Annotated in this window: 21 protein-coding genes; 14 read left to right on the top strand and 7 right to left on the bottom strand. The window is 58.8% G+C overall.

All coding sequences use genetic code 11. The annotated features are described in order from the left end of the window. Nucleotides 1-81: 81 nt before the first annotated feature. On the bottom strand, nucleotides 82-864 hold the full coding sequence (locus GVL50_RS22655; protein ID WP_159815123.1) for a PhzF family phenazine biosynthesis protein: 783 nt from the start codon (nucleotides 862-864) through the stop codon (nucleotides 82-84). 98 nt (nucleotides 865-962) lie between these two features. Beyond that, complete coding sequence (ybaK, locus tag GVL50_RS22650) at nucleotides 963-1,433, bottom strand: Cys-tRNA(Pro) deacylase (RefSeq protein WP_053123427.1); 471 nt, start codon at nucleotides 1,431-1,433, stop codon at nucleotides 963-965. Nucleotides 1,434-1,794: 361 nt separating this feature from the next. Here ybaK and GVL50_RS22645 point away from each other — a divergent pair, with 361 nt between their 5' ends. The 11 genes from GVL50_RS22645 (at nucleotide 1,795) to GVL50_RS22595 (ending at nucleotide 14,488) form a co-directional block, all read left to right on the top strand. Next, nucleotides 1,795-2,646, top strand: a complete 852-nt coding sequence (locus GVL50_RS22645; RefSeq protein WP_053123429.1) for an MIP/aquaporin family protein — start codon at nucleotides 1,795-1,797, stop codon at nucleotides 2,644-2,646. Between the two features lie 77 nt (nucleotides 2,647-2,723). Continuing rightward, entirely contained in the window at nucleotides 2,724-4,226 is a 1,503-nt protein-coding gene (gene glpK, locus GVL50_RS22640; RefSeq protein ID WP_159815122.1) for a glycerol kinase GlpK, read from the top strand. A gap of 95 nt (nucleotides 4,227-4,321) precedes the next feature. Further along, nucleotides 4,322-5,077 (top strand): DeoR/GlpR family transcriptional regulator, encoded by a 756-nt coding sequence (locus GVL50_RS22635; protein ID WP_159815121.1) that lies wholly within the window; start codon nucleotides 4,322-4,324, stop codon nucleotides 5,075-5,077. Between the two features lie 246 nt (nucleotides 5,078-5,323). Next, complete coding sequence (gene glpD, locus GVL50_RS22630; protein ID WP_053123433.1) at nucleotides 5,324-6,865, top strand: glycerol-3-phosphate dehydrogenase; 1,542 nt, start codon at nucleotides 5,324-5,326, stop codon at nucleotides 6,863-6,865. Nucleotides 6,866-7,389: 524 nt separating this feature from the next. Further along, nucleotides 7,390-8,316 (top strand): glutamate/aspartate ABC transporter substrate-binding protein, encoded by a 927-nt coding sequence (locus tag GVL50_RS22625; protein WP_159815120.1) that lies wholly within the window; start codon nucleotides 7,390-7,392, stop codon nucleotides 8,314-8,316. A gap of 193 nt (nucleotides 8,317-8,509) precedes the next feature. Further along, complete coding sequence (locus GVL50_RS22620; RefSeq protein ID WP_053123437.1) at nucleotides 8,510-9,256, top strand: amino acid ABC transporter permease; 747 nt, start codon at nucleotides 8,510-8,512, stop codon at nucleotides 9,254-9,256. Then, nucleotides 9,256-9,927, top strand: coding sequence for an amino acid ABC transporter permease (locus GVL50_RS22615; RefSeq protein ID WP_003227756.1), 672 nt, complete (start codon nucleotides 9,256-9,258; stop codon nucleotides 9,925-9,927). The genes GVL50_RS22620 and GVL50_RS22615 overlap by 1 nt, the downstream gene beginning before the upstream one ends. Beyond that, complete coding sequence (locus GVL50_RS22610) at nucleotides 9,924-10,658, top strand: amino acid ABC transporter ATP-binding protein (RefSeq protein ID WP_053123439.1); 735 nt, start codon at nucleotides 9,924-9,926, stop codon at nucleotides 10,656-10,658. The genes GVL50_RS22615 and GVL50_RS22610 overlap by 4 nt, the downstream gene beginning before the upstream one ends. A 253-nt stretch (nucleotides 10,659-10,911) precedes the next feature. Continuing rightward, complete coding sequence (locus GVL50_RS22605; RefSeq protein WP_159815119.1) at nucleotides 10,912-12,813, top strand: ATP-binding protein; 1,902 nt, start codon at nucleotides 10,912-10,914, stop codon at nucleotides 12,811-12,813. After that, nucleotides 12,810-14,138 (top strand): sigma-54 dependent transcriptional regulator, encoded by a 1,329-nt coding sequence (locus GVL50_RS22600; protein ID WP_159815118.1) that lies wholly within the window; start codon nucleotides 12,810-12,812, stop codon nucleotides 14,136-14,138. Before GVL50_RS22605 ends, GVL50_RS22600 begins: the two co-directional genes overlap by 4 nt. Nucleotides 14,139-14,149: 11 nt before the next feature. Next, a complete protein-coding gene (locus tag GVL50_RS22595) occupies nucleotides 14,150-14,488 on the top strand; it encodes a GlpM family protein (protein WP_008079444.1) in 339 nt (112 codons plus the stop codon). 210 nt (nucleotides 14,489-14,698) lie between these two features. On the opposite strand, the gene GVL50_RS22590 is transcribed toward GVL50_RS22595, so the two are convergent. After that, a complete protein-coding gene (locus GVL50_RS22590) occupies nucleotides 14,699-15,364 on the bottom strand; it encodes a DsbA family oxidoreductase (RefSeq protein WP_159815117.1) in 666 nt (221 codons plus the stop codon). 214 nt (nucleotides 15,365-15,578) lie between these two features. Further along, a complete protein-coding gene (locus GVL50_RS22585; RefSeq protein WP_159815116.1) occupies nucleotides 15,579-16,613 on the bottom strand; it encodes an alpha/beta fold hydrolase in 1,035 nt (344 codons plus the stop codon). 203 nt (nucleotides 16,614-16,816) lie between these two features. Between GVL50_RS22585 and metR the strand changes: the two genes are divergently transcribed. Continuing rightward, nucleotides 16,817-17,734 carry a transcriptional regulator MetR gene (metR, locus tag GVL50_RS22580; protein WP_008087231.1) on the top strand — a complete coding sequence of 306 codons (918 nt, stop codon included), beginning with the start codon at nucleotides 16,817-16,819 and terminating at the stop codon, nucleotides 17,732-17,734. Between the two features lie 83 nt (nucleotides 17,735-17,817). On the opposite strand, the gene GVL50_RS22575 is transcribed toward metR, so the two are convergent. Genes GVL50_RS22575 through GVL50_RS22565 form a run of 3 tightly spaced genes read right to left on the bottom strand, consistent with a single transcriptional unit; the run spans nucleotide 17,818 to nucleotide 19,423 of the window. Next, complete coding sequence (locus GVL50_RS22575; RefSeq protein ID WP_159815125.1) at nucleotides 17,818-18,324, bottom strand: GNAT family N-acetyltransferase; 507 nt, start codon at nucleotides 18,322-18,324, stop codon at nucleotides 17,818-17,820. 2 nt (nucleotides 18,325-18,326) lie between these two features. Continuing rightward, complete coding sequence (locus tag GVL50_RS22570; RefSeq protein WP_053123452.1) at nucleotides 18,327-18,965, bottom strand: LysE family translocator; 639 nt, start codon at nucleotides 18,963-18,965, stop codon at nucleotides 18,327-18,329. Between the two features lie 23 nt (nucleotides 18,966-18,988). Beyond that, nucleotides 18,989-19,423 carry an NUDIX domain-containing protein gene (locus tag GVL50_RS22565; protein WP_159815115.1) on the bottom strand — a complete coding sequence of 145 codons (435 nt, stop codon included), beginning with the start codon at nucleotides 19,421-19,423 and terminating at the stop codon, nucleotides 18,989-18,991. A gap of 242 nt (nucleotides 19,424-19,665) precedes the next feature. Here GVL50_RS22565 and GVL50_RS22560 point away from each other — a divergent pair, with 242 nt between their 5' ends. Continuing rightward, the gene (locus GVL50_RS22560; RefSeq protein WP_159815124.1) at nucleotides 19,666-20,454 is read left to right on the top strand and encodes a LuxR C-terminal-related transcriptional regulator; all 789 of its coding nucleotides are present in this window, start codon (nucleotides 19,666-19,668) and stop codon (nucleotides 20,452-20,454) included. Nucleotides 20,455-20,563: 109 nt separating this feature from the next. Continuing rightward, the gene (locus GVL50_RS22555; protein ID WP_159815114.1) at nucleotides 20,564-22,183 is read left to right on the top strand and encodes an FMN-binding glutamate synthase family protein; all 1,620 of its coding nucleotides are present in this window, start codon (nucleotides 20,564-20,566) and stop codon (nucleotides 22,181-22,183) included.

Genomic DNA, 22,183 nt, shown 5'->3' with positions numbered 1-22,183 from the left:
AAGGCGTTGTGTCAGTCAACGATAATGGCGACTGACACAACGCCTTCGCGAGCAAGCCCGCTCCCACATTTGGTTTTGGGTTTATCCCAATAACAGGGTGCCGCTCGCAACGAGTGTCGCATGCCCGCCAATCTTCACCCGCTCACCCTCCAGCCGACAAAACAACTCCCCGCCCCGCGCCGAGCGCTGGCACGCGGTCAGGCTCGATTTGCCCAGACGTTTTGACCAATACGGAATCAAGCTGCAGTGCGTCGACCCGGTCACCGGGTCTTCATTGATGCCAATCGCCGGGGCGAAATAGCGCGAGACGAAATCGTGCTGATTGCCCCGCGCGGTGACGATTGCACCGAGCCACGGCAGTTTGGCCAGCGCGACCATGTCCGGCTTGCAATCGAGTACGGCCTGCTCCGACTCCAGCACCACAAACAGTTCGTTCGAGCCGAGCACATCAACCGCTTCAACGCCCAGCGCCCGCTCGACATCCAGCGTCACGCCAATCTCTGACGGCACGATCGAGGGGAAATCCAGCCACAAACGCCCGTCTGCCCGCGTCACGCTCAACGGTCCGGACTTGCAAGTGAAGTCGATACGCTCGGCCGTTTCCTTATAGATCTCGAACAACACATAAGCGCTGGCCAGCGTCGCATGGCCGCACAACGGCACTTCAGTGGTCGGGGTGAACCAACGGATATGCCAGGCCGAACCTTCACGCACCAGAAACGCGGTTTCCGCCAGATTGTGTTCACCCGCGATCTTTTGCATCAAATCATCGGCGAGCCACGCATCCAGCCGATAAATCATCGCCGGGTTGCCACTGAACGGCCGCTCACTGAATGCGTCAACCTGATGAAACTCGAGCTGCATAACCTTCTCCTTAAGTCAGTCGGCAGAGCATGCAGCGCATACCAGATCAGCGCCAGCGACAGAACCGGCCAATTTTCTTCATACAGAATCAGCCGACGTTACGCACGACCGATGTCGGCGAATTTGGCCTGGGTGTGTTCAGCGAGCACGGCGGGTGCCAATTCGACTTCCAGCCCACGCCGGCCGGCGCTGACATAAATAGTCGCAAAAGCCTGAGCCGAATTATCGATGAAGGTGCGCAGACGCTTTTTCTGCCCCAATGGACTGATACCGCCCAGCAGATAACCGGTGGAGCGCTGCGCCGCTGCCGGGTCAGCCATCTCGACTTTTTTCACCCCCGCCGCCTGCGCCAGACCTTTGAGGTCGAGGCTTCCGACGACCGGCACTACGGCCACCAGCAGCTCACCTTTTTCACTCGCCGCCAGCAAGGTTTTAAACACCTGCGCTGGCTCGAGCGCCAGTTTTTCCGCAGCCTCCAGCCCGTAGGACGCGGCCTTTGGATCATGTTCGTAACTGTGCACGCGATGTTCGGCACGAACTTTTTTTAACAAGTCCAACGCAGGGGTCATGGCAGCTCCAGGCTCGGCAATGGCAGAAAATCCTGCGCCGGATTCTAGGACATCGAGCCGTAAAAGGCTCTATCCCGGCCCCGAATTACGCGGCTTTGCAGGTAATTCACAACGCTAAGAAAGCGGTCACCCGGCGAGTCATTCATGTGACTGATAGTTCTATTGTGACTGGCGGTTCACTTTCGACCTTTGACAGGTTTGTTTCTTGTCTATATTTTTTCGAATCTGAATAATGTAAGAATTATCATCATTGCAGCACTCAGCAGTAAACCGGGAAACGAATGGGGATTCCGACCCGGTGAAAATCGCGCCTTGCCCTGTCGGCAATCGCGCCAGACAACAACAAAAATTGAGGTTTTCAATGACAACTGCTTTACAGCAACCATCGCTTTCGAGCCAATGCATGGCCGAGTTTCTGGGTACTGCACTTCTGATCTTTTTTGGCACTGGCTGTGTCGCCGCCCTCAAAGTCGCGGGCGCCAGCTTCGGCCTGTGGGAAATCAGCATCATCTGGGGCGTCGGCGTGAGCATGGCGATCTACCTCACGGCCGGGGTTTCCGGCGCGCACCTGAACCCGGCCGTCAGCATCGCCCTGGCAATCTTCGCCGACTTCGAAAAGCGCAAACTGCCCTTCTATATTCTTGCGCAAATCGCCGGCGCATTCTGCGGCGCGCTGCTGGTTTACACGCTGTACAGCAATCTTTTCTTCGATTACGAACAAACTCACCAAATGGTTCGCGGATCCGCCGCCAGCCTTGAGCTGGCCTCGGTGTTCTCGACGTTCCCGAATCCAGTGCTGTCCACCGCCCAGGCATTCCTGGTCGAGATGATCATCACCGCGATCCTGATGGGCGTGATCATGGCCCTGACCGACGACAACAATGGCCTGCCAAGAGGCCCGATGGCGCCGCTGCTGATCGGCTTGCTGATCGCGGTGATCGGCAGCTCGATGGGCCCGCTGACCGGTTTTGCGATGAACCCGGCGCGTGACTTCGGTCCGAAACTGATGACTTTCTTCGCTGGCTGGGGTGAAATTTCCTTCACTGGCGGCCGCGATATTCCGTACTTCCTGATTCCGATTTTTGCACCGATTGTCGGTGCCTGCCTCGGCGCTGCCGGGTATCGCGGGCTCATCGCCCGTCACCTGACCGGCGCCACACCTGCTACAAAGGATGCAGAACCGGCCATTGACGGCAAACCAAGAACTTCTTGAAACAGTCGGCGCAGGCTCCTGCCCATCCGAGCCTGCGCCACGGCCCATTCACCCTTATTTCGTCCAAGGCAATCGACATGACCGACATTCAGAATAAGAACTACATCATTGCCCTCGATCAGGGTACGACCAGCTCTCGCGCGATCATTTTTGACCGCGACGCGAACGTGGTCTGCACCGCGCAGCGCGAATTCGCTCAGCATTACCCGCAAGCCGGTTGGGTCGAACACGATCCGATGGAAATCTTCGCCACCCAAAGTGCGGTGATGGTTGAAGCGCTGGCACAGGCCGGTCTGCACCACGACCAGGTCGCGGCCATCGGCATCACCAACCAGCGTGAAACCACCGTGGTCTGGGACAAGACCACCGGTCGCCCGGTGTACAACGCCATCGTCTGGCAGTGCCGCCGCAGCACCGAAATCTGCCAGCAGCTCAAGCGCGATGGCCACGAGCAATACATCAGCGACACCACCGGTCTGGTCACCGACCCGTACTTCTCCGGCACCAAACTGAAGTGGATCCTCGACAACGTCGAAGGCAGCCGCGAGCGTGCGCGCAATGGCGAACTGCTGTTCGGCACCGTCGATAGCTGGCTGATCTGGAAATTCACTGGCGGCAAGGTGCACGTTACCGACTACACCAACGCCTCGCGCACCATGCTCTTCAACATTCACTCGCTGGAGTGGGACGCGAAGATGCTGGAGATTCTCGACATCCCGCGCGAGATGCTTCCGGAAGTCAAAGCGTCGTCGGAAATCTACGGCCACACCAAGAGCGGCATCGCCATCGGCGGTATCGCCGGCGATCAGCAAGCGGCGCTGTTCGGTCAAATGTGCGTAGAACCAGGTCAGGCGAAAAACACCTACGGCACCGGCTGCTTCCTGCTGATGAACACTGGCGACAAAGCGGTGAAATCGCAGCACGGCATGCTCACCACCATCGCTTGCGGCCCGCGCGGCGAAGTCGCTTACGCCCTGGAAGGCGCGGTATTCAACGGCGGTTCGACCGTGCAGTGGCTGCGTGATGAACTGAAAATCATCAACGACGCCCACGACACCGAATACTTCGCCAATAAAGTGAAGGACAGCAACGGCGTGTATCTGGTGCCAGCCTTCACCGGTCTGGGCGCTCCTTACTGGGATCCGTACGCCCGTGGCGCACTGTTCGGCCTGACGCGCGGCGTTCGCGTGGATCACATCATCCGCGCCGCGCTGGAATCGATTGCCTACCAGACCCGCGACGTACTCGACGCCATGCAACAGGATTCCGGCGAACGCCTCAAAGCCCTGCGCGTGGACGGCGGCGCGGTGGCGAACAACTTCCTCATGCAGTTCCAGGCCGACATCCTCGGTACTCAGGTCGAGCGTCCGCAAATGCGCGAAACCACAGCGCTGGGCGCGGCGTACCTGGCCGGTCTGGCGTGCGGTTTCTGGGGCAGCCTGGAAGAGCTGCGCGGCAAAGCGGTGATCGAGCGTGAGTTCGAGCCGAGCCTGGACGATGTAGAAAAAGAGAAGCTGTATAAAGGCTGGAAGAAAGCCGTCAGCCGCACCCGTGACTGGGCGCGTGAAGACGCTGAATAAGCCAACCTTCAGAGACTGATAGGCAACTAACTGGTCGGGAGCGGATTCCTGCGGCATCATGGGCAAATTTTGCACGGCAGCCCAAAGGAAGCCCCATGAATCTGCCTCCCCGTCAGCAGCAAATCCTCGAGCTGGTTCGCGAACGCGGCTATGTGAGCATCGAGGAAATGGCCACGCTGTTCGTTGTTACCCCGCAAACCATCCGCCGCGACATCAATCAGCTCGCGGAAGCCAATTTGCTCCGTCGCTACCATGGCGGCGCGGCCTACGATTCCAGTGTTGAAAACACGGCCTATGCGATGCGCGCCGATCAGATGCGCGATGAAAAACAACGCATCGGTGAAGCCATCGCCGCACAAATCCCCGATCACGCCTCGCTGTTCATCAACATCGGTACCACCACCGAATCGATTGCCCGCGCCCTGCTCAATCACAACCATCTGAAGATCATCACCAACAACCTGAACGTGGCGTCGATGCTCAGTGCCAAGGATGATTTTGATGTGCTGCTGACTGGCGGAAATGTTCGTCGTGATGGCGGAGTTGTTGGTCAGGCGAGTGTGGATTTCATCAATCAGTTCAAGGTTGATTTCGCGCTGGTCGGGATCAGCGGGATTGATGAAGACGGCAGCTTGCTGGATTTTGATTATCAGGAAGTGCGGGTTTCCCAGGCGATTATTGCCAATGCGCGGCAGGTGATTCTGGCGGCGGATTCGAGCAAGTTTGGGCGTAATGCGATGATTCGGTTGGGGCCGATCAGCTTGATTGATTGTTTGGTGACGGATCAGCAGCCGGTGCCGGCTCTGGCGCAGTTGTTGAGTCAGCACAAGATTCGGCTGGAAGTCGTTTAACCCCCCAAGATCAAAAGATCGCAGCCTTCGGCAGCTCCTACATGGGTTCACTTGACCTGTAGGAGCTGCCGAAGGCTGCGATCTTTTCGCTTTTAATGTTCGTATTTTTTCCTTTCCCTGCCCTTCGATGAGTTTTTTCAATCGAAGTCGACTGGCTATGCGCGCCTTTATCGGCTACCATTTTCGCAAATGAACATTCATGTTCGATTTCCAATATAGAAAATCAAAAGAGCCTGAGGCCAGCCGATGTCCACATCTACCTTGCGTACGCCCCCTATCTCCGAGATCTACGACCTCGCCGTTATCGGCGGCGGGATCAATGGGGTGGGGATCGCAGCGGATGCCGCCGGTCGCGGTCTCTCGGTGTTCCTATGCGAAAAGGACGACCTCGCCAGCCACACTTCGTCGGCCAGCAGCAAGCTGATCCACGGAGGCCTGCGCTATCTCGAACATTACGAATTCCGTCTGGTGCGCGAAGCACTGGCCGAGCGCGAAGTGCTGCTGGCCAAAGCCCCGCACATCGTCAAGCCAATGCGCTTCGTGCTGCCGCACCGTCCACACCTGCGTCCGGCGTGGATGATTCGTGCCGGCCTGTTCCTGTATGACAACCTCGGCAAGCGCGAAAAACTGCCAGGTTCGAAAAGCCTCAAGTTCGGCGCCGACAGCGCACTGAAAAGCGAAATCAAGAAAGGCTTCGAATACTCCGATTGCTGGGTCGACGACGCTCGCCTCGTGGTACTCAACGCCATGGCCGCCCGCGAAAAAGGCGCCCACGTACACACCCAGACCCGTTGCGTCAGCGCCCGTCGCGCCAAAGGTTTGTGGCACCTGAACCTGGAACGCGCCGACGGCAGCCTGTTTTCGATCACCGCCAAAGCGCTGGTGAACGCCGCCGGCCCGTGGGTTGCCAAGTTCATTCGTGACGATCTGAAGATGGAATCGCCGTACGGCATCCGTCTGATTCAAGGCAGCCACATCATCGTGCCGAAACTGTACGAAGGCGATCACGCGCACATCCTGCAAAACGAAGATCAGCGCATCGTCTTCACCATTCCATACTTGAACAACCACTTCACCCTGATCGGCACCACCGACCGTGAATACACCGGCGACCCGGCGAAAGTGGCGATTACCGACGGCGAAACCGATTACCTGCTGAAAGTGGTCAACGCACACTTCAAGAAACAAGTCAGCCGCGAAGACATTCAGCACAGCTACTCGGGTGTGCGCCCACTGTGCAACGACGAATCCGACAACCCGTCGGCGGTTACTCGCGATTACACCTTGGCGCTGTCCGGCAGCACTGAAGAAGCGCCGCTGCTGTCGGTGTTCGGCGGCAAGCTGACCACCTACCGCAAACTCGCCGAATCGGCGATGGCGCAACTGATGCCGTTCTTCACCCAGATGCGCCCGAGCTGGACGGCCACCGCCACCCTGCCCGGCGGCGAAGACATGACCACGCCGCAAGCCTTGAGCGCGCTGATTCGCGACAAGTACGACTTTGTGCCGAGCGAGATCGCGCGTCGCTGGTCGACCACGTACGGCAGCCGCACCTGGCGCATGCTTGAGGGCGTTGAAACCCTCGCCGACATGGGCGAACACATTGGCGGCGGGCTCTACACCCGTGAAGTCGATTACCTGTGCAGCGAAGAGTGGGCGACCTCGGCGCATGACATTCTGTGGCGTCGTAGCAAGCTGGGGTTGTTTACCACTCCGGCGGAGCAGGAGAAGCTTGCGGCGTATCTGGGTAAGGTTGAGCAGAACCGTAGCAAGATTGAAGCGGCGTGATTTGAACATTGGTTAAACAAAAAGCCCCTGAATCGTAAGGTTCAGGGGCTTTTTGTTTTGTGGGTTCTGCAAAATCTGGTTGGGTCAGTTGGATCTCTTCCCCCTCACCCCAGCCCTCTCCCCCAAGGGGTAGAGGGGGAAGGGAGCCGATCTTCATGGGCTTCAAAATAAAAAGTTCGACTCGGTAGCTCACGTCGGCGTAACTCGACCATCCACTGCGGTCAGTCCCCTCTCCCTCCGGGAGAGGGCTAGGGTGAGGGGCTCTTGACTGTTCGGTTTTCCGAACGAGACTCCCCGGTCAATTCGGTAAACCGGATCACTCCCCACAAAAAAATCCGCCACAAAACTTTAATATCCTTATAAATCATAATCTTAACCAATCCAGACTGGTCTGGCACGAGTCATGCTCTACACTCTCTCGACGAATGCCTGTTGTGCCAACACTTCAGGAGCCGTCAGGCATTCGAAGCACAAAAGGGCCGACGAACTGGCTCCATAAAAAAAACAATGTCGAGGAAAATTTGATGCGCATCGTTCCCCATATCCTGGGCGCAGCCATTGCTGCCGCTCTGATCAGCACGCCAGTTTTCGCCGCCGAACTCACCGGCACCCTGAAGAAAATCAACGATTCGGGCACCATCACGCTCGCTCACCGCGACAGCTCCATTCCGTTTTCCTACATTGCAGATGCTTCCGGCAAACCAGTGGGCTACTCCCACGACATTCAGGTGGCTATCGTTGAAGCCCTGAAAAAAGACCTGAACAAGCCCGATCTGCAGGTCAAATACAACCTGGTGACCTCGCAAACCCGTATCCCGCTGATCCAGAACGGCACCGCGGATATCGAGTGCGGCTCGACCACCAACAACGCCGAACGCGCCCAGCAAGTCGACTTCACCGTCAACATCTTCGAAATCGGCACCCGTCTGCTGGTCAAGAAAGACAAGGATGGCAAGCCGTCCTACGCTGACTTCGCCGACCTCAAAGGCAAAAACGTCGTGACCACCGCGGGCACCACGTCCGAGCGCATCATCAAAGCGATGAACGCCGACAAGCAGATGGGCATGAACATCATCTCCGCCAAAGACCACGGCGAATCCTTCAACATGCTGGAAAGCGGTCGCGCCGTTGCCTTCATGATGGACGACGCTCTGCTGGCTGGTGAAGAAGCCAAGGCCAAGAAGCCGAACGACTGGATCATCACCGGTACTCCACAGTCCTTCGAAGCCTACGCGTGCATGGTTCGTAAAGACGACCCGGCCTTCAAGAAAGCCGTCGATGACGCCATCGTGGGTCTGTACAAGTCTGGCGAGATCAACAAGATCTACAGCAAGTGGTTCGAGAGCCCGATCCCACCAAAAGGCCTGAACCTCAACTTCCCGATGAGCGACAAGGTAAAAGGTCTGATCGCCACCCCGAGCGACAAGCCGGCGCCTGACGTAAAAATCTGATTCCTGACTAACCTTATCTCCTGAGGGAGCCACTCTCCCTCAGGCGTCTGTTACTACCTGCTGGCTGTACTGTGGAACACTCGACCTGGCGGTTTTCGAGCCGATCGCGTGTGCCCGGCGTTCAACGTCGGACGGGAAAGGATTTTCCCCAAGCGGGTGCTTGTACATCGATCGATCTCGAGGGGAGACCCTAATGAATTACAACTGGGACTGGGGCGTGTTCTTCAAGTCCACCGGCGTCGGCAGCGAGACTTATCTCGACTGGTACGTCACCGGTTTGGGCTGGACCATTGCCATTGCCATCGTGGCATGGATCATCGCCTTGCTGCTGGGCTCCATTCTGGGGGTCATGCGCACTGTGCCAAACCGCATCGTATCGGGCATCGCGACCTGCTACGTGGAACTGTTTCGTAATGTGCCGCTGCTGGTTCAGCTGTTCATCTGGTACTTCCTGGTGCCCGACCTGCTGCCGCAAAACCTGCAGGACTGGTACAAACAAGACCTCAACCCGACCACCTCGGCTTACCTGAGCGTTGTCGTGTGCCTGGGCTTGTTCACCGCTGCGCGTGTTTGCGAGCAAGTGCGTACCGGTATTCAGGCGCTGCCACGCGGTCAGGAATCGGCTGCGCGTGCCATGGGTTTCAAGCTGCCGCAGATCTACTGGAACGTGCTGCTGCCCCAGGCCTACCGCATCATTATTCCGCCGCTTACCTCGGAATTCCTCAACGTCTTCAAGAACTCCTCCGTGGCGTCCTTGATCGGTTTGATGGAATTGCTGGCACAAACCAAACAGACCGCCGAATTTTCGGCCAACCTGTTTGAAGCCTTCACCCTGGCCACGCTGATTTACTTCACCCTGAACATGAGCCTGATGCTGCTGATGCGCGTGGTCGAGAAGAAAGTCGCGGTGCCTGGCCTGATCTCCGTGGGGGGCAAATAATGGACTTCGATTTCAGCGGCATCATCCCCGCTATCCCGGGCCTGTGGAACGGCATGGTGATGACCTTGCAGTTGATGGTCATGGGCGTAGTCGGCGGCATCGTGCTCGGCACGATCCTGGCGCTGATGCGCCTGTCGTCGAGCAAACTGCTGTCACGCGTGGCCGGCGCTTATGTGAACTACTTCCGTTCGATCCCGCTGCTGCTGGTGATCACCTGGTTCTACCTGGCGGTGCCGTTCGTGCTGCGCTGGATTACCGGTGAAGACACGCCGATCGGCGCGTTCACCTCCTGCGTCGTGGCCTTCATGATGTTCGAAGCCGCGTACTTCTGCGAAATCGTCCGCGCCGGTGTGCAGTCGATCCCCAAAGGTCAGATGGCCGCTGCACAGGCGATGGGCATGACCTATGGCCAGACCATGCGTCTGATCATCCTGCCTCAGGCGTTCCGCAAGATGACGCCGTTGCTGCTGCAACAGTCGATCATCCTGTTCCAGGACACCTCGCTGGTTTACACCGTGGGTCTGGTGGACTTCCTCAACTCCGCCCGCTCCAGCGGCGACATCATTGGCCGTTCCAACGAGTTCCTGATCTTCGCCGGTGTCGTCTACTTCATCATCAGCTTTTCCGCCTCGCTGCTGGTCAAGCGTCTGCAAAAAAGGTTCGCCGTATGATCTCTATCAAGAACATCAACAAGTGGTATGGGGACTTCCAGGTACTGACGGATTGCAGCACCGAGGTCAAAAAAGGCGAAGTGATCGTGGTCTGCGGCCCGTCCGGTTCGGGTAAATCGACCCTAATCAAATGCGTCAACGCGCTGGAGCCGTTCCAGAAAGGCGACGTCGTGGTTGACGGTACGTCGATTGCCGATCCGAAGACCAACCTGCCGAAACTGCGTTCGCGCGTCGGCATGGTGTTCCAGCATTTCGAACTGTTTCCGCACCTGACCATCACCGAAAACCTGACCATCGCGCAGATCAAGGTGTTGGGCCGCAGCAAGGAAGAGGCGACCAAAAAAGGTCTGCAGCTGCTCGAGCGCGTGGGTTTGTCGGCGCACGCGCACAAGCATCCGGGGCAACTGTCCGGTGGTCAGCAACAGCGTGTGGCAATTGCCCGCGCGCTGGCGATGGATCCGATCGTCATGCTGTTCGACGAACCTACTTCGGCGCTCGACCCGGAGATGGTTAACGAAGTGCTCGACGTGATGGTGCAACTGGCCCACGAAGGCATGACTATGATGTGCGTAACCCACGAAATGGGTTTTGCGCGCAAAGTGGCCGATCGCGTGATTTTCATGGATGCCGGCAAGATCATCGAAGACTGCCCGAAAGAGGAGTTCTTCGGCGACATCAAAGCCCGCTCCGAACGCGCGCAGCACTTCCTCGAGAAAATCCTGCAGCACTAAAAGCAACACACCCGCACCCTGTCTGTGGGGTGCGGGCTGCCTGACAATGAGATCCCCTGTGGCGAGGGGATTTATCCCCGTCCGGCTGCGCAGCAGTCGTAAAACCTGTGCATGCGGTCTTTCAGTTAAACCGCATTGATGGTTTTGGGGCTGCTGCGCAACCCAACGGGGATAAATCCCCTCGCCACAGAGTCCACCTCCAAACCAGCGGTGATTCACAAACAAGTGTTGTGGTTGACCCAAGGCATCTGTGATGAAATGCGACCCCAATCTCTATCGCGCCGCGCCGCCATCACTTGCCGTGAAGCCCCGTCTGATTCGTCATTTGTTCCTGCCGCCGCTGATCATCATTTTGATGATCGGGTTGGGTTTCGCCGGGTTCTGGGTCAGTGAGCATTTTGGCATTCGCAACCTCAGCGAAAACGGCCAGCGCCAGCTCGAACTGAACGCCCGCGCGGTCGAAAGCGAGATCAGCAAATACACCTACCTGCCCAGCCTGCTGGAACTCGAAACCAGTGTGTCGCGGCTGTTGGCCGACCCGACCCCGGAACACCGGCAAACGGTCAACGCTTACCTTGAAGGCCTGAACCGACGCAGTCGCAGTCGGGCCATCTACGTCATGGACACCACCGGCCGCGTCATGGCCACCAGCAACTGGCGCGATGTCGACAGTTATCTCGGTGAAGACCTGTCCTTCCGTGCCTATTTCCAGAAAGCCGTGCGCGGTGAACCCGGGCGTTTCTACGGCATCGGCAGCACCAACGGCGAACCCGGTTACTACCTCGCCCACGGCCTCGAAGAGCACGGCAAGATCATCGGCGTCGCCGTGGTCAAAGTGCGTCTGGAAGCCATGGAAGAACGCTGGCAGCGCGCGCGTCTGGAGGCGTTTGTCAGCGACGAAAACGGCATCATCATTCTCTCCAGCGATCCGGCACGCCGGCTCAAATCAGTGATTCCGCTGAGCGAGGAAACCAAAGAAAAACTCGCCCGCAGCCTGCAGTACTACTGGTTCCCACTCAACGAACTGCAACCGCTGGCCCGCGAGACATTGGCCGAAGGCGTGGAAAAACTCACCTTCCCGGCCAACAGCGAAGTGCAGTCAGGCGAGGACGACATCAGCTACCTGGCGCAGACCCGGCCTCTGAGCGATACGCCATGGAATTTCACCCTGCTCACGCCGTTGCAGGACTTGCGCCGCGAGGCGATCAACCAAGGCATTCTCGTTGCGGTAGCTTTCGCCTTGGTAGCGTTCCTGCTGATCGCCTGGAACGAACGGCGCAAGGTCATCGCCACCCGCCTCGCCGCCCGCGAAGCCTTGCAGGAAGCCAACAATCAACTGGAGCGTCGGATTACCGAACGCACCACCGACCTGCGCGCCAGCAACGAGCGCTTGAAGAGTCAGATCCGCGAACGCCGTCAAGCCGAGGAGACCTTGCGCCGCGCGCAGGATGAATTGGTGCAGGCCGGCAAACTCGCGGCCATCGGCCAGATGTCGACCAGCATTGCCCACGAATTGAATCAGCCACTGGCCGCGATGCGCACGCTCTCGGGCAACACCGTACGTTTTCTGGAACGCGGTCAGCTCGACGTCGCCAGCACCAACCTCAAGACCATCAACGACCTGATCGACCGCATGGGCCGAATCACCGCGAGCCTGCGCTCGTTCGCCCGTCGGGGTGACAATCAGGGTCAGGCCAGTCTCGGCAAAGCCGTGGACGCCGCACTGCAATTGCTCGGCGCGCGTGTTGAGCATGCGGCGCTGCAAATCCATCGGCAGTTCATCGACGTGCAAGTGCAGATCGACCAGACTCGCCTCGAACAGATTCTGGTCAATCTGGTCGGCAACGCCCTCGATGCGATGCAGGCGCAACCGCAGCCCGAACTGTGGCTGGAGGGCGAAGAATTCAACGGCAAATATCGCCTGCGCGTGCGCGACAACGGTCACGGCATCGACGCCGAGGCGCGCAAGCATCTGTTCGAACCGTTCTTCACCACCAAACCCGGCGAACAAGGCCTGGGTCTGGGCCTGACGCTTTCCGCCAGCCTCGCCGCTGCCACCGGCGGTCATCTGGGTGTCGAACACCCGGGCGGCGGCGGAACCACTTTCGTCCTCAGTTTACCGTTGGTAAGCCCTACTCCCGCCGAGCCAATATGAACCAAGAACTCAGTGTGCTGATCGTCGAAGACGACCCCCATGTGCTGCTCGGCTGCCAACAAGCGCTGACGCTGGAAGACATTCCCTGCGTCGGCGTCGGCAGTGCCGAAGAAGCGCTGGAGCGGGTCGGAGACAATTTTGCCGGCATCGTCATCAGCGACATTCGCCTGCCGGGCATCGATGGCCTCGAACTGCTCACGCGCCTCAAGACCCGCGACCGCAGCCTGCCGGTGGTGTTGATCACCGGGCATGGCGACATTTCCATGGCCGTTGGCGCGATGCAGAAAGGCGCCTACGATTTCATGGAAAAACCGTTCTCGCCGGAACGTCTGGTCGATGTTGCGCGACGTGCGCTGGAACAACGCAGCCTCGCTCGTGAAGTGTCGTCGCTGCGTCGGCAACTGGCCGAACGTGATTCCCTCGAAGGACGCATCATCGGTCGCTCGCCGGCCATGCAGAACCTGCGCGAACTGATCGCCAACGTCGCCGACACCTCGGCCAACGTGCTGATCGAAGGCGAGACCGGCACCGGCAAAGAACTGGTCGCCCGTTGCCTGCACGATTTCAGTCGGCGCCACAGCAAACAGTTCGTCGCGCTGAACTGCGGCGGTCTGCCGGAAAACCTCTTCGAAAGTGAGATCTTTGGTCACGAAGCCAACGCCTTCACCGGTGCCGGCAAACGGCGCATCGGCAAAATCGAACACGCCGACGGCGGCACGCTGTTCCTCGATGAAGTGGAAAGCATGCCGCTGCCGTTGCAGATCAAACTGCTGCGCGTGTTGCAGGAACGCACCCTAGAACGCCTCGGCTCGAACCAGAGCGTGGCGGTGGATTGCAGGGTGATCGCAGCGACCAAATCCGACCTCGACGAGTCGAGCAAGGCTGGCGAATTCCGCAGCGATTTGTACTACCGCCTCAACGTGGTGACGCTGGAATTGCCGCCCCTGCGCGAGCGCCGCGAAGACATTCTGCAACTTTTCGAACACTTCACTCAGCAATCGGCCCTGCGCTTCGACCGCGCGTTGCCGGAGCTGGACAACCAGACCTTGTCGAACCTGATGAGCCACGACTGGCCGGGCAACGTGCGTGAATTGCGTAACGTTGCTGAGCGCTTTGCTCTCGGCCTGCCGGCGTTCAAAAAGTCCGGTGCCAACAGCGGCGGACAAGGCCTGGGCTTTGCCGAAGCGGTGGAAGCCTTCGAACGCAATCTGCTCAGCGATGCATTGCAGCGCAGCGGCGGTAACCTGACTCAGGCGAGTCTTGAGCTGGGCATGGCCAAGACCACACTGTTCGACAAAGTAAAAAAATACGGCCTGAGCCATTAAGCGAGAACGACGTGGATCTGTTTTTCAAAGCGCTGTTGGGCGCAGCGGTGGTGCTGATCATCGCGGCGCTGTCGAAGACCAAAAATTACTACATCGCCGGATTGGTGCCGCTGTTTCCGACGTTTGCGCTGATTGCGCATTACATCGTTGGCAAGGGGCGCTCGATTGAGGATTTGAAGACGACGATCGTGTTCGGGATGTGGTCGATCATTCCGTACTTCGTCTATCTGGCGACGTTGTATGTGATGGTGGACCGGATGCGGCTGGAGGCGTCGTTGGCGGTGGCGGCGGTGGCTTGGTTGATGGCGGCTACGGTGTTGGTGACGGTTTGGGTGCGCCTGCACAGTTAAGGTCAAAAGCGACCCTCACCCCAGCCCTCTCCCGGAGGGAGAGGGGGCAGACCGCGGTGTCGTTCAAGTTACATCGACCTGAAAAACCGAGTCGATTATGGATTCAGCGAAGCACGCTCAGGTCGGCGAATCACTTCAGCATCCCCCAATCAGTCCCCTCTCCCTCGGGGAGAGGGTTAGGGTGAGGGGCTTTTTGGCTCCTGCCCCATATCAGCTAACCGTCCCACCCTTCGACTCGGCCATGATCTGCCGAATGGCCCCGACAAATGTTTCTACCGGCTGCCCACCCGTCACCGCGTACTGGCCGTTAAACACCACCGTCGGCACCGAACTCACTCCCCGCTGCAGCCATACCTGCTCTTCTTCGCGCACCTCATCGGCAAACTCGTCCGACGCCAGAATCGCCTCGGCCCGCTGGCGATCCAGCCCGACACTCTCAGCAATCCGCACCAGTTGCCCGTGATCGGAAGGATTGCCGCCATCGCTGAAATACGCCTTGAACAACGCTTCCTTCAACGGCAACTGCAAACCCTCAAGCTCCGCCCAATGCAGCAAACGGTGCGCATCGAAGGTGTTGTAAATGCGGCTGTTGGAATCGGTGCGAAAAGCAAACCCCAGTTCTGCACCACGAGCGCGGATCGCGTCGCGATTCTTCTGCGATTGCTCCGGCGTCGAGCCGTACTTTTCTTGAATGTGCTCGGCGATGTTCTGCCCGTCAGCGCCCATTTTCGGGTTCAGCTCGAACGGCTGGAAGCGGATCTCGGCCTGCACTTCGTTGCGCAGGATTTCCAGCGCTTCCAGCAAGCCATACAAACCAACGACGCACCACGGGCAGGACACGTCGCTGACAAAATCGATTTTCAGAGCGGAATTCATCAAACACCTCGCAGGGGAAATCGTGCGGGAAAGTTTGCACGATACACCCTGATCACCTTGCACCTGTAGGAGCTGCCGAAGGCTGCGATCTTTTGACGTTGTCCTTAAGATCAAAAGATCGCAGCCTTCGGCAGCTCCTACAGGGGAACGCATTCCAAATGTGGGAGCGGGCTTGCTCGCGAAGAGACCCTGGCCAACACCACAAATCTGATGGTTACAGCAGATTCCCCCCCACCACCGGCTCAATCTGCGCCCAATGCGAAGTGTCTTCCCGGTGCGCCTGCAAATACGGCAACACCGCCGCCAACAACGGTTCCTTGAACGCATCTTGGAACCGATGCGCCAACCCCGGAATCAGCTTCAACTGACTCCCGCGAATATGCGCCGCCAGGTGCACGCCATGCATCACCGGCAACAACGGATCGGCCGTGCCATGCACCACCAGCGTCGGTACGCGCAGCTGGTTGAGCAACGCAACACGGCTAGGCTCGGCGAGGATCGCCATGATCTGCCGCTTCACACCCTCGGGATTAAACGCGCGGTCATAGGAAGCCGCTGCCTGTTGCAGCAAAACCTGCCGATCATCGGTCACCGCCGGGCTACCCAGCGCCGCCAGCAAATCCGCCTGCTGCTCCAGCGCCACCTGACGATTCGGTGCGCCACGTCGCGACAACAACTGCACCAGCGCTGCACTCGGCGCCGGCAAGCCTTCCGCGCCAGAAGTGGTCATGATCAACGTCAGGCTCTCGACCCGCTGCGGCGCCATCGCCGCCATGTGCTGAGCAATCATGCCGCCCATGCTCGCGCCCAAGACGTGGAATTGCTCAACATGCAGGGCGTCCATCAGGCCTAACGCGTCGTCAGCCATATCGGTCAGGCTGTACGGCGCCGACACCGGCAGACCGAGTTTGTAGCGCAGCACTTCGAAGGTCAGATTGGCCTCTTCCGGCGCCTGTCGCCAGGTCGACAATCCCACGTCGCGGTTGTCGTAGCGGATCACCCGAAATCCCTGCTGACACAGCGCCACCACCACCTCATCCGGCCAGTGGATCAACTGCCCGCCCAGGCCCATCACCAGCAACAACGCCGGATCCGACGCGCGACCAATGCTCTGATAAGCAATGCTGACTTGTTGCAAATCGACGTGCTCGGTCGGCACGTTGACATCGCAACGCGCGGCCGCCATCGACGGCGCACCGAACAAAAGCGCGGCCAAGATGGCCGCGACTGATAAAAACAACTTGTGCATGAAAAACACCGAAACGCAGAACCCCAGTAGAGCGCGAGTCTGATGAAGTTTGTTCAAGCGCGCTGCCACAGTTGCGTGACAGTTTGATGAAGAGTGCCGAGCGGTCATTGCGCCTCTCGATCAGACGCGGTCGACAGCCCCGCCAACATGAGACAAACTCACCACCATCGCTGAATCAGCAAATTTTGTTCATGGAGCCATCGGTGCTTGAGATCCGCCACTTGAAAACCCTGCATGCCCTGCGCGAGGCCGACAGCCTTGTCGACGCGGCTGATCGCCTGCATCTGACGCAGTCGGCGCTGTCCCACCAGTTCAAGGAACTGGAAGAGCGTATGGGCATGCAATTGTTTGTGCGCAAGACCAAACCAGTGCGTTTCACCAGCGCCGGTTTGCGCCTGCTGCAACTGGCCGATGCGACCCTGCCGCTGCTGCGTGCCGCCGAGCGTGACATCAGCCGCTTGGCCGGTGGCACCGCCGGGCGTTTGCATATGGCGATCGAATGCCACAGCTGCTTTCAGTGGCTGATGCCGACCATCGACCAGTTCCGCGATGCCTGGCCGGAAGTCGAACTCGATCTGGCGTCGGGTTTCTCCTTTGCACCGCTGCCGGCGCTGGCGCGCGGTGATCTGGATCTGGTGGTGACATCCGATCCGCTGGAAATCGCCGGTATCACTTATGTACCGCTGTTCACTTATGAAGCGATGCTGGCGGTGGCCAATCAGCATGCGCTGGCGAGCAAACCGTACATCGTGCCTGAGGATCTGCTCACGGAAACGTTGATCACTTATCCGGTAGAGCGTGATCGGCTGGACATCTTCACGCGCTTCCTAGAACCGGCGGATATTGAGCCGGCGCAGGTACGGACTTCAGAACTGACGGTAATGATGATGCAACTGGTCGCCAGTGGCCGTGGCGTGTGCGGCATGCCGCATTGGGCGCTGCACGAATACAGCTCGCGCGGTTACGTGAAGGCCAAGCGGCTGGGCGAGAAAGGCCTGTTCGCCACGCTGTACGCGGCGATCCGTGCGGACATGCTGGATGCGCCGTACATGCGCGATTTCTTGCTGACGGCGAAGGACACTTCGTTCTCGACATTGGATGGGGTTAGCGCAGTTCGCTAAAACCCAAATCAAAAGATCGCAGCCTTCGGCAGCTCCTACACAAAACCCTGTAGGAGCTGCCGAAGGCTGCGATCTTTTGATCTTTATGCCTGAGGCAGTTCACGCCACATATGGATCTTGTCGAAGTAGTCTCCTCCAACCCGCACCGCCAATGGCTCCAGGCCAAACTGGATAAAGCCGCAACGCTCATAGAGTTTGAACGCCGCGTCATTGCCAGCAGTGACGGTCAATTGAACGACCTTCAACGCCGGATGATTCTGCGCTTCAGCCAACGCCGCCTGCACCAGTTCATAGCCCAAACCGTGCTGTCGAAAATCCGCCGACACATACATCCCGAACAACGTGGCTTTATGCCGAGCCTTCTCCCGAGGTTCAAACGCCAGCCCGACAATCCCGGCCAGCGTGCCACCCTCGAATGCCCCCAGCACCACATCGAGCTTGCTGGTCAGCCGCCCTTCCCACCAGCTCAACGGCATCACCGCGCGCTCACGCACGCTGGAGGTAAACGCCTGCGGATGGCGATCGTAAGCCTCCAGCATCAACTCCCGAAAAGCCAGGGCATGACTGGCATCCAGCCGTTCGATCCACATGCTCAAGCCGCCCTTCGTTGCTCAAGCATCAATCGCACGGCCAACCCGGCCAACACAAAACCCATGAAATAACGCTGCATCGCCAGCCACGTCGGATTGCGCACGAACCACGACGCAATTCCTGCCGCGAACAATGCGATCAGCAGATTGACGGTGAAACTCACGCTGATCTGCGTCAGCCCGAGGATGAGGCTTTGGGTGAACACCGAGCCGTGCTCAGGCGTGATGAACTGCGGAAACACCGAGAGGTAAAAAACCGCAATCTTCGGGTTCAGCGCACTGGTGAGAAAACCCATGGTGATCAGTTTGCGCGACGAATCTGGTGGCAATTGCTGTGCCTCAAACGGCGAACGCGCACCGGGTTTCACCGCTTGCCACGCCAGCCACAGCAGGTACAACGCACCCGCCCACTTCAACACTTCATAAGCCATCGGCACCGCGAGGAACACTGCGGTCAAGCCGGCGGCTGCCGCAAACATATGCACAAAGAACCCCGCGACCACGCCCAGCAACGACGTCACCCCGGCCTTGCGCCCCTGACAGATCGAACGCGAGATCAGGTAGATCATGTTCGGCCCCGGCGTCAGTACCATCAGTAACGCGGCGGCGGCGAATATCAGCAGGTCTTGAAGCGGGATCATGGCAAAGTCCTTTGCGTGGATGATCAGGCGATGGCGGTCAGCGAGGCTCGATAAAACGGCAGGATCACATCGCGTGTCAATGGCGCCAAAACGACATCGCCGTCAGTGGCCGGGTCGATCCAGATCACTTCTTCGATTTCCGCTGCCGGGGAAACGTCGGCGTTGATTGTCAGCTGAAAGATATCGGCCTGTACGACACATCCCGGTTCGTTGGCAGCAGGTGCAGAAAACTGACCCAGGAAAGTCGCTTGCGCCGGATCGATTTGCAGATCCAGTTCTTCTTCCAGCTCACGGGCCAGGGCATGCACCGGCAATTCATGCGCTTCGATCTTGCCGCCCGGTTGCATGAACGCCGTGGTGCCGCGTTTGCGTACCAATAGAGTTTGGCCATTCGCGTTAAGCAGCAGAGCGGCGGCGATGCGGATGATGGAAGTGGTAGCACCGGAAAGCGTCGACATAAAAACGATCCTTGTTTCGAAAAACGCAAAGGATCCCACGCAAACCCGCCTTACGCCATAGACCCCTGTAGGAGCTGCCGAAGGCTGCGATCTTTTGATCTTGATCCTGGAAAAACCAAGATCAAAAGATCGCAGCCTTCGGCAGCTCCTACAGGGGATTTGTGGTGGCCCGGGATTTGTGTCCGGCCATCGAGTGGGCCAGTATGCGCAGCAGCATCCGGCCGGGCATTCAAGGTAAACCGATGACACTTTCCTTCGACGACATCACCTGGCACCGCGCCGTAGGGCAATTGATCGAGGCGCTGGACAAGCCGAATTTCTGGGCGCAACTGGTGCGTTTGCTCGATCAGTACATGCCGTTCGATAGCTGGGTGGCGCTGCTGTTCAGTTCAGACCAACACCCGCAAGTGTTCGCCGCCAGCCCCGGCGTGGAAGGTTTCCCGGACGCCCTGTTCGAAGATTACCTGCGCGGCGTGTACCTGCTCGACCCGTTCTATATCGCCAGTCGCGAGCAATCGCGCTCGGGGTTGTATCGTCTGTGGGAAGTCGCGCCCGAGCATTTTGAGCAGACCGAGTATTACCAGCGATACTTTCGTCTGAATGTCGTCGCCGACGAAATCCAGTTCAATTGTCAGCTCGAAGGTGATCGCACGTTGTGTCTGTCGCTGGGCAGCAAACAGCGTTTCAGCAGCGAGCAGATTGCCTTGTTGTCACTGATCCAGCCGTGGGTGCTCGCGCTGTTGCGCCAGCGTCTGCCCTATGAAACCAACGAAACCGGCGCGCCTGCCTCTGCCGATTGGCGGGTGCAACTGGAAACTTCGGTGCAACAAATCAAGGGCGCGCAACTGACCGCCCGCGAACTGGATGTCGGGCGTTTGATGCTCAGCGGTTGCTCCAGTAAAGAAATCGCCCGTAAGCTGGAAATCTCCGTAGAAACCGTGAAAGTCCATAAGAAACACATGTACAGCAAGCTGGGGATCAAATCCCAGTCCGAGCTGTTTTCGATTTTTCTTCAGGCACAAAACGCCTGAAAAGATCGCAGCCTGCGGCAGCTCCTACAGTGGGCAAGCCATGCACTGACTTGTAGGAGCTGCCGCAGGCTGCGATCTTTTGAACCTGAGTCCGAACCAAGGAAACCGTATGAGCCTGTCACTCCTGAGCCGCTACGCCTTCTTTGCCGTCTGCGTGATTTTCACCCTCGCCAGCCTGCCTTTTCTCGACCACGACTGGCTGTGGCCGATCACCGCCGTCACCGGCGTCCTCAGCCTGATCGGTGTGTTCGACCTGCTGCAGACCCCGCACGCCGTGCGCCGCAACTACCCGATCCTCGGCAATATCCGCTATCTGGTTGAAGGCATCCGCCCGGAAATCCGCCAATACTTGCTGGAATCCGACAGCGACGCCCTGCCCTTCTCCCGCGCCCAGCGTTCGCTGGTTTACTCGCGAGCGAAAAACGAAACTGCCGACAAACCGTTCGGCACGCTGATCGATGTATATCAGTCCGGCTTCGAATTCATCGGCCACTCGATGCGTCCGGCGCCGTTGAGCGATCCGAACAGTTTCCGCGTTACCGTCGGCGGCCCGCAGTGCTCGCAGCCGTACTCGGCTTCGGTATTCAACATCTCGGCGATGAGCTTCGGCTCGCTCAGCACCAACGCCATTCGTGCGTTGAACCAAGGCGCAAAACTCGGCAACTTCGCCCACGACACCGGCGAAGGCAGCATCAGCCCGTATCACCGGGAAAACGGCGGCGACCTGACCTGGGAACTGGGCAGCGGCTACTTCGGCTGCCGCACCAGCGACGGCCGGTTCGACCCGGAACGCTTCGCCACCCAAGCGCAAAACCCGCAAGTACGGATGATCGAAATCAAGATGAGCCAAGGCGCCAAACCCGGCCACGGCGGCATCCTGCCGAAACACAAAGTCACCAAAGAAATCGCTGAAACCCGTGGGATCATGATGGGCGAAGACTGCGTATCGCCATCGCGTCACAGCGCGTTTTCCACGCCGATCGAAATGATGCATTTCATCCAGCAACTGCGCGAACTGTCGGGCGGCAAACCGGTGGGCTTCAAGTTCTGCCTCGGCCATCCTTGGGAGTTCATGGGCATCGCCAAAGCCATGCTGGAAACCGGCATCCTCCCCGACTTCATCGTCGTCGACGGTAAAGAAGGTGGCACCGGCGCGGCGCCCGTGGAATTCACCGACCACATCGGCGTGCCGATGCGCGAAGGTCTGCTGTTTGTGCACAACACCCTGGTCGGCCTCAACCTGCGCGACAAAATCAAACTCGGCGCCAGCGGCAAGATCGTCAGCGCTTTCGACATCGCCAGCGTGCTGGCCATCGGCGCCGACTGGGCCAACTCGGCGCGCGGCTTTATGTTCGCCATCGGCTGCATTCAGTCGCAAAGTTGCCACACCAATAAATGCCCGACCGGCGTCGCCACACAGGACGCTTTGCGCCAACGTGCGCTGGTGGTTCCGGACAAAGCGCAGCGGGTGTTCAACTTCCATCGCAGCACGCTGAAAGCGCTGGCGGAAATGCTCGCGGCGGCGGGGCTTGAGCATCCGTCGCAACTGTCGGCCAAGCATCTGGTGCGACGCATGTCGGCAACCGAAATCAAACTGTTTTCCGAGCTGCACGTGTTCTTGAAACCCGGTGAATTGCTCACGGGCGAAGTGAGCGGCGCATTCTATTCGCGGATGTGGCAGATGGCGCGGGCGGACAGTTTTGAGCCGAATGAAATCGCGGCGGCATAA

Origin of the sequence: Pseudomonas sp. 18058 (genome assembly GCF_902706155.1) — a bacterium.
GTDB lineage: Bacteria > Pseudomonadota > Gammaproteobacteria > Pseudomonadales > Pseudomonadaceae > Aquipseudomonas > Aquipseudomonas rustica.
The sequence above is the reverse complement of the archived record's forward strand: the minus strand, read 5'-3'. Positions and strand labels throughout refer to the sequence as shown.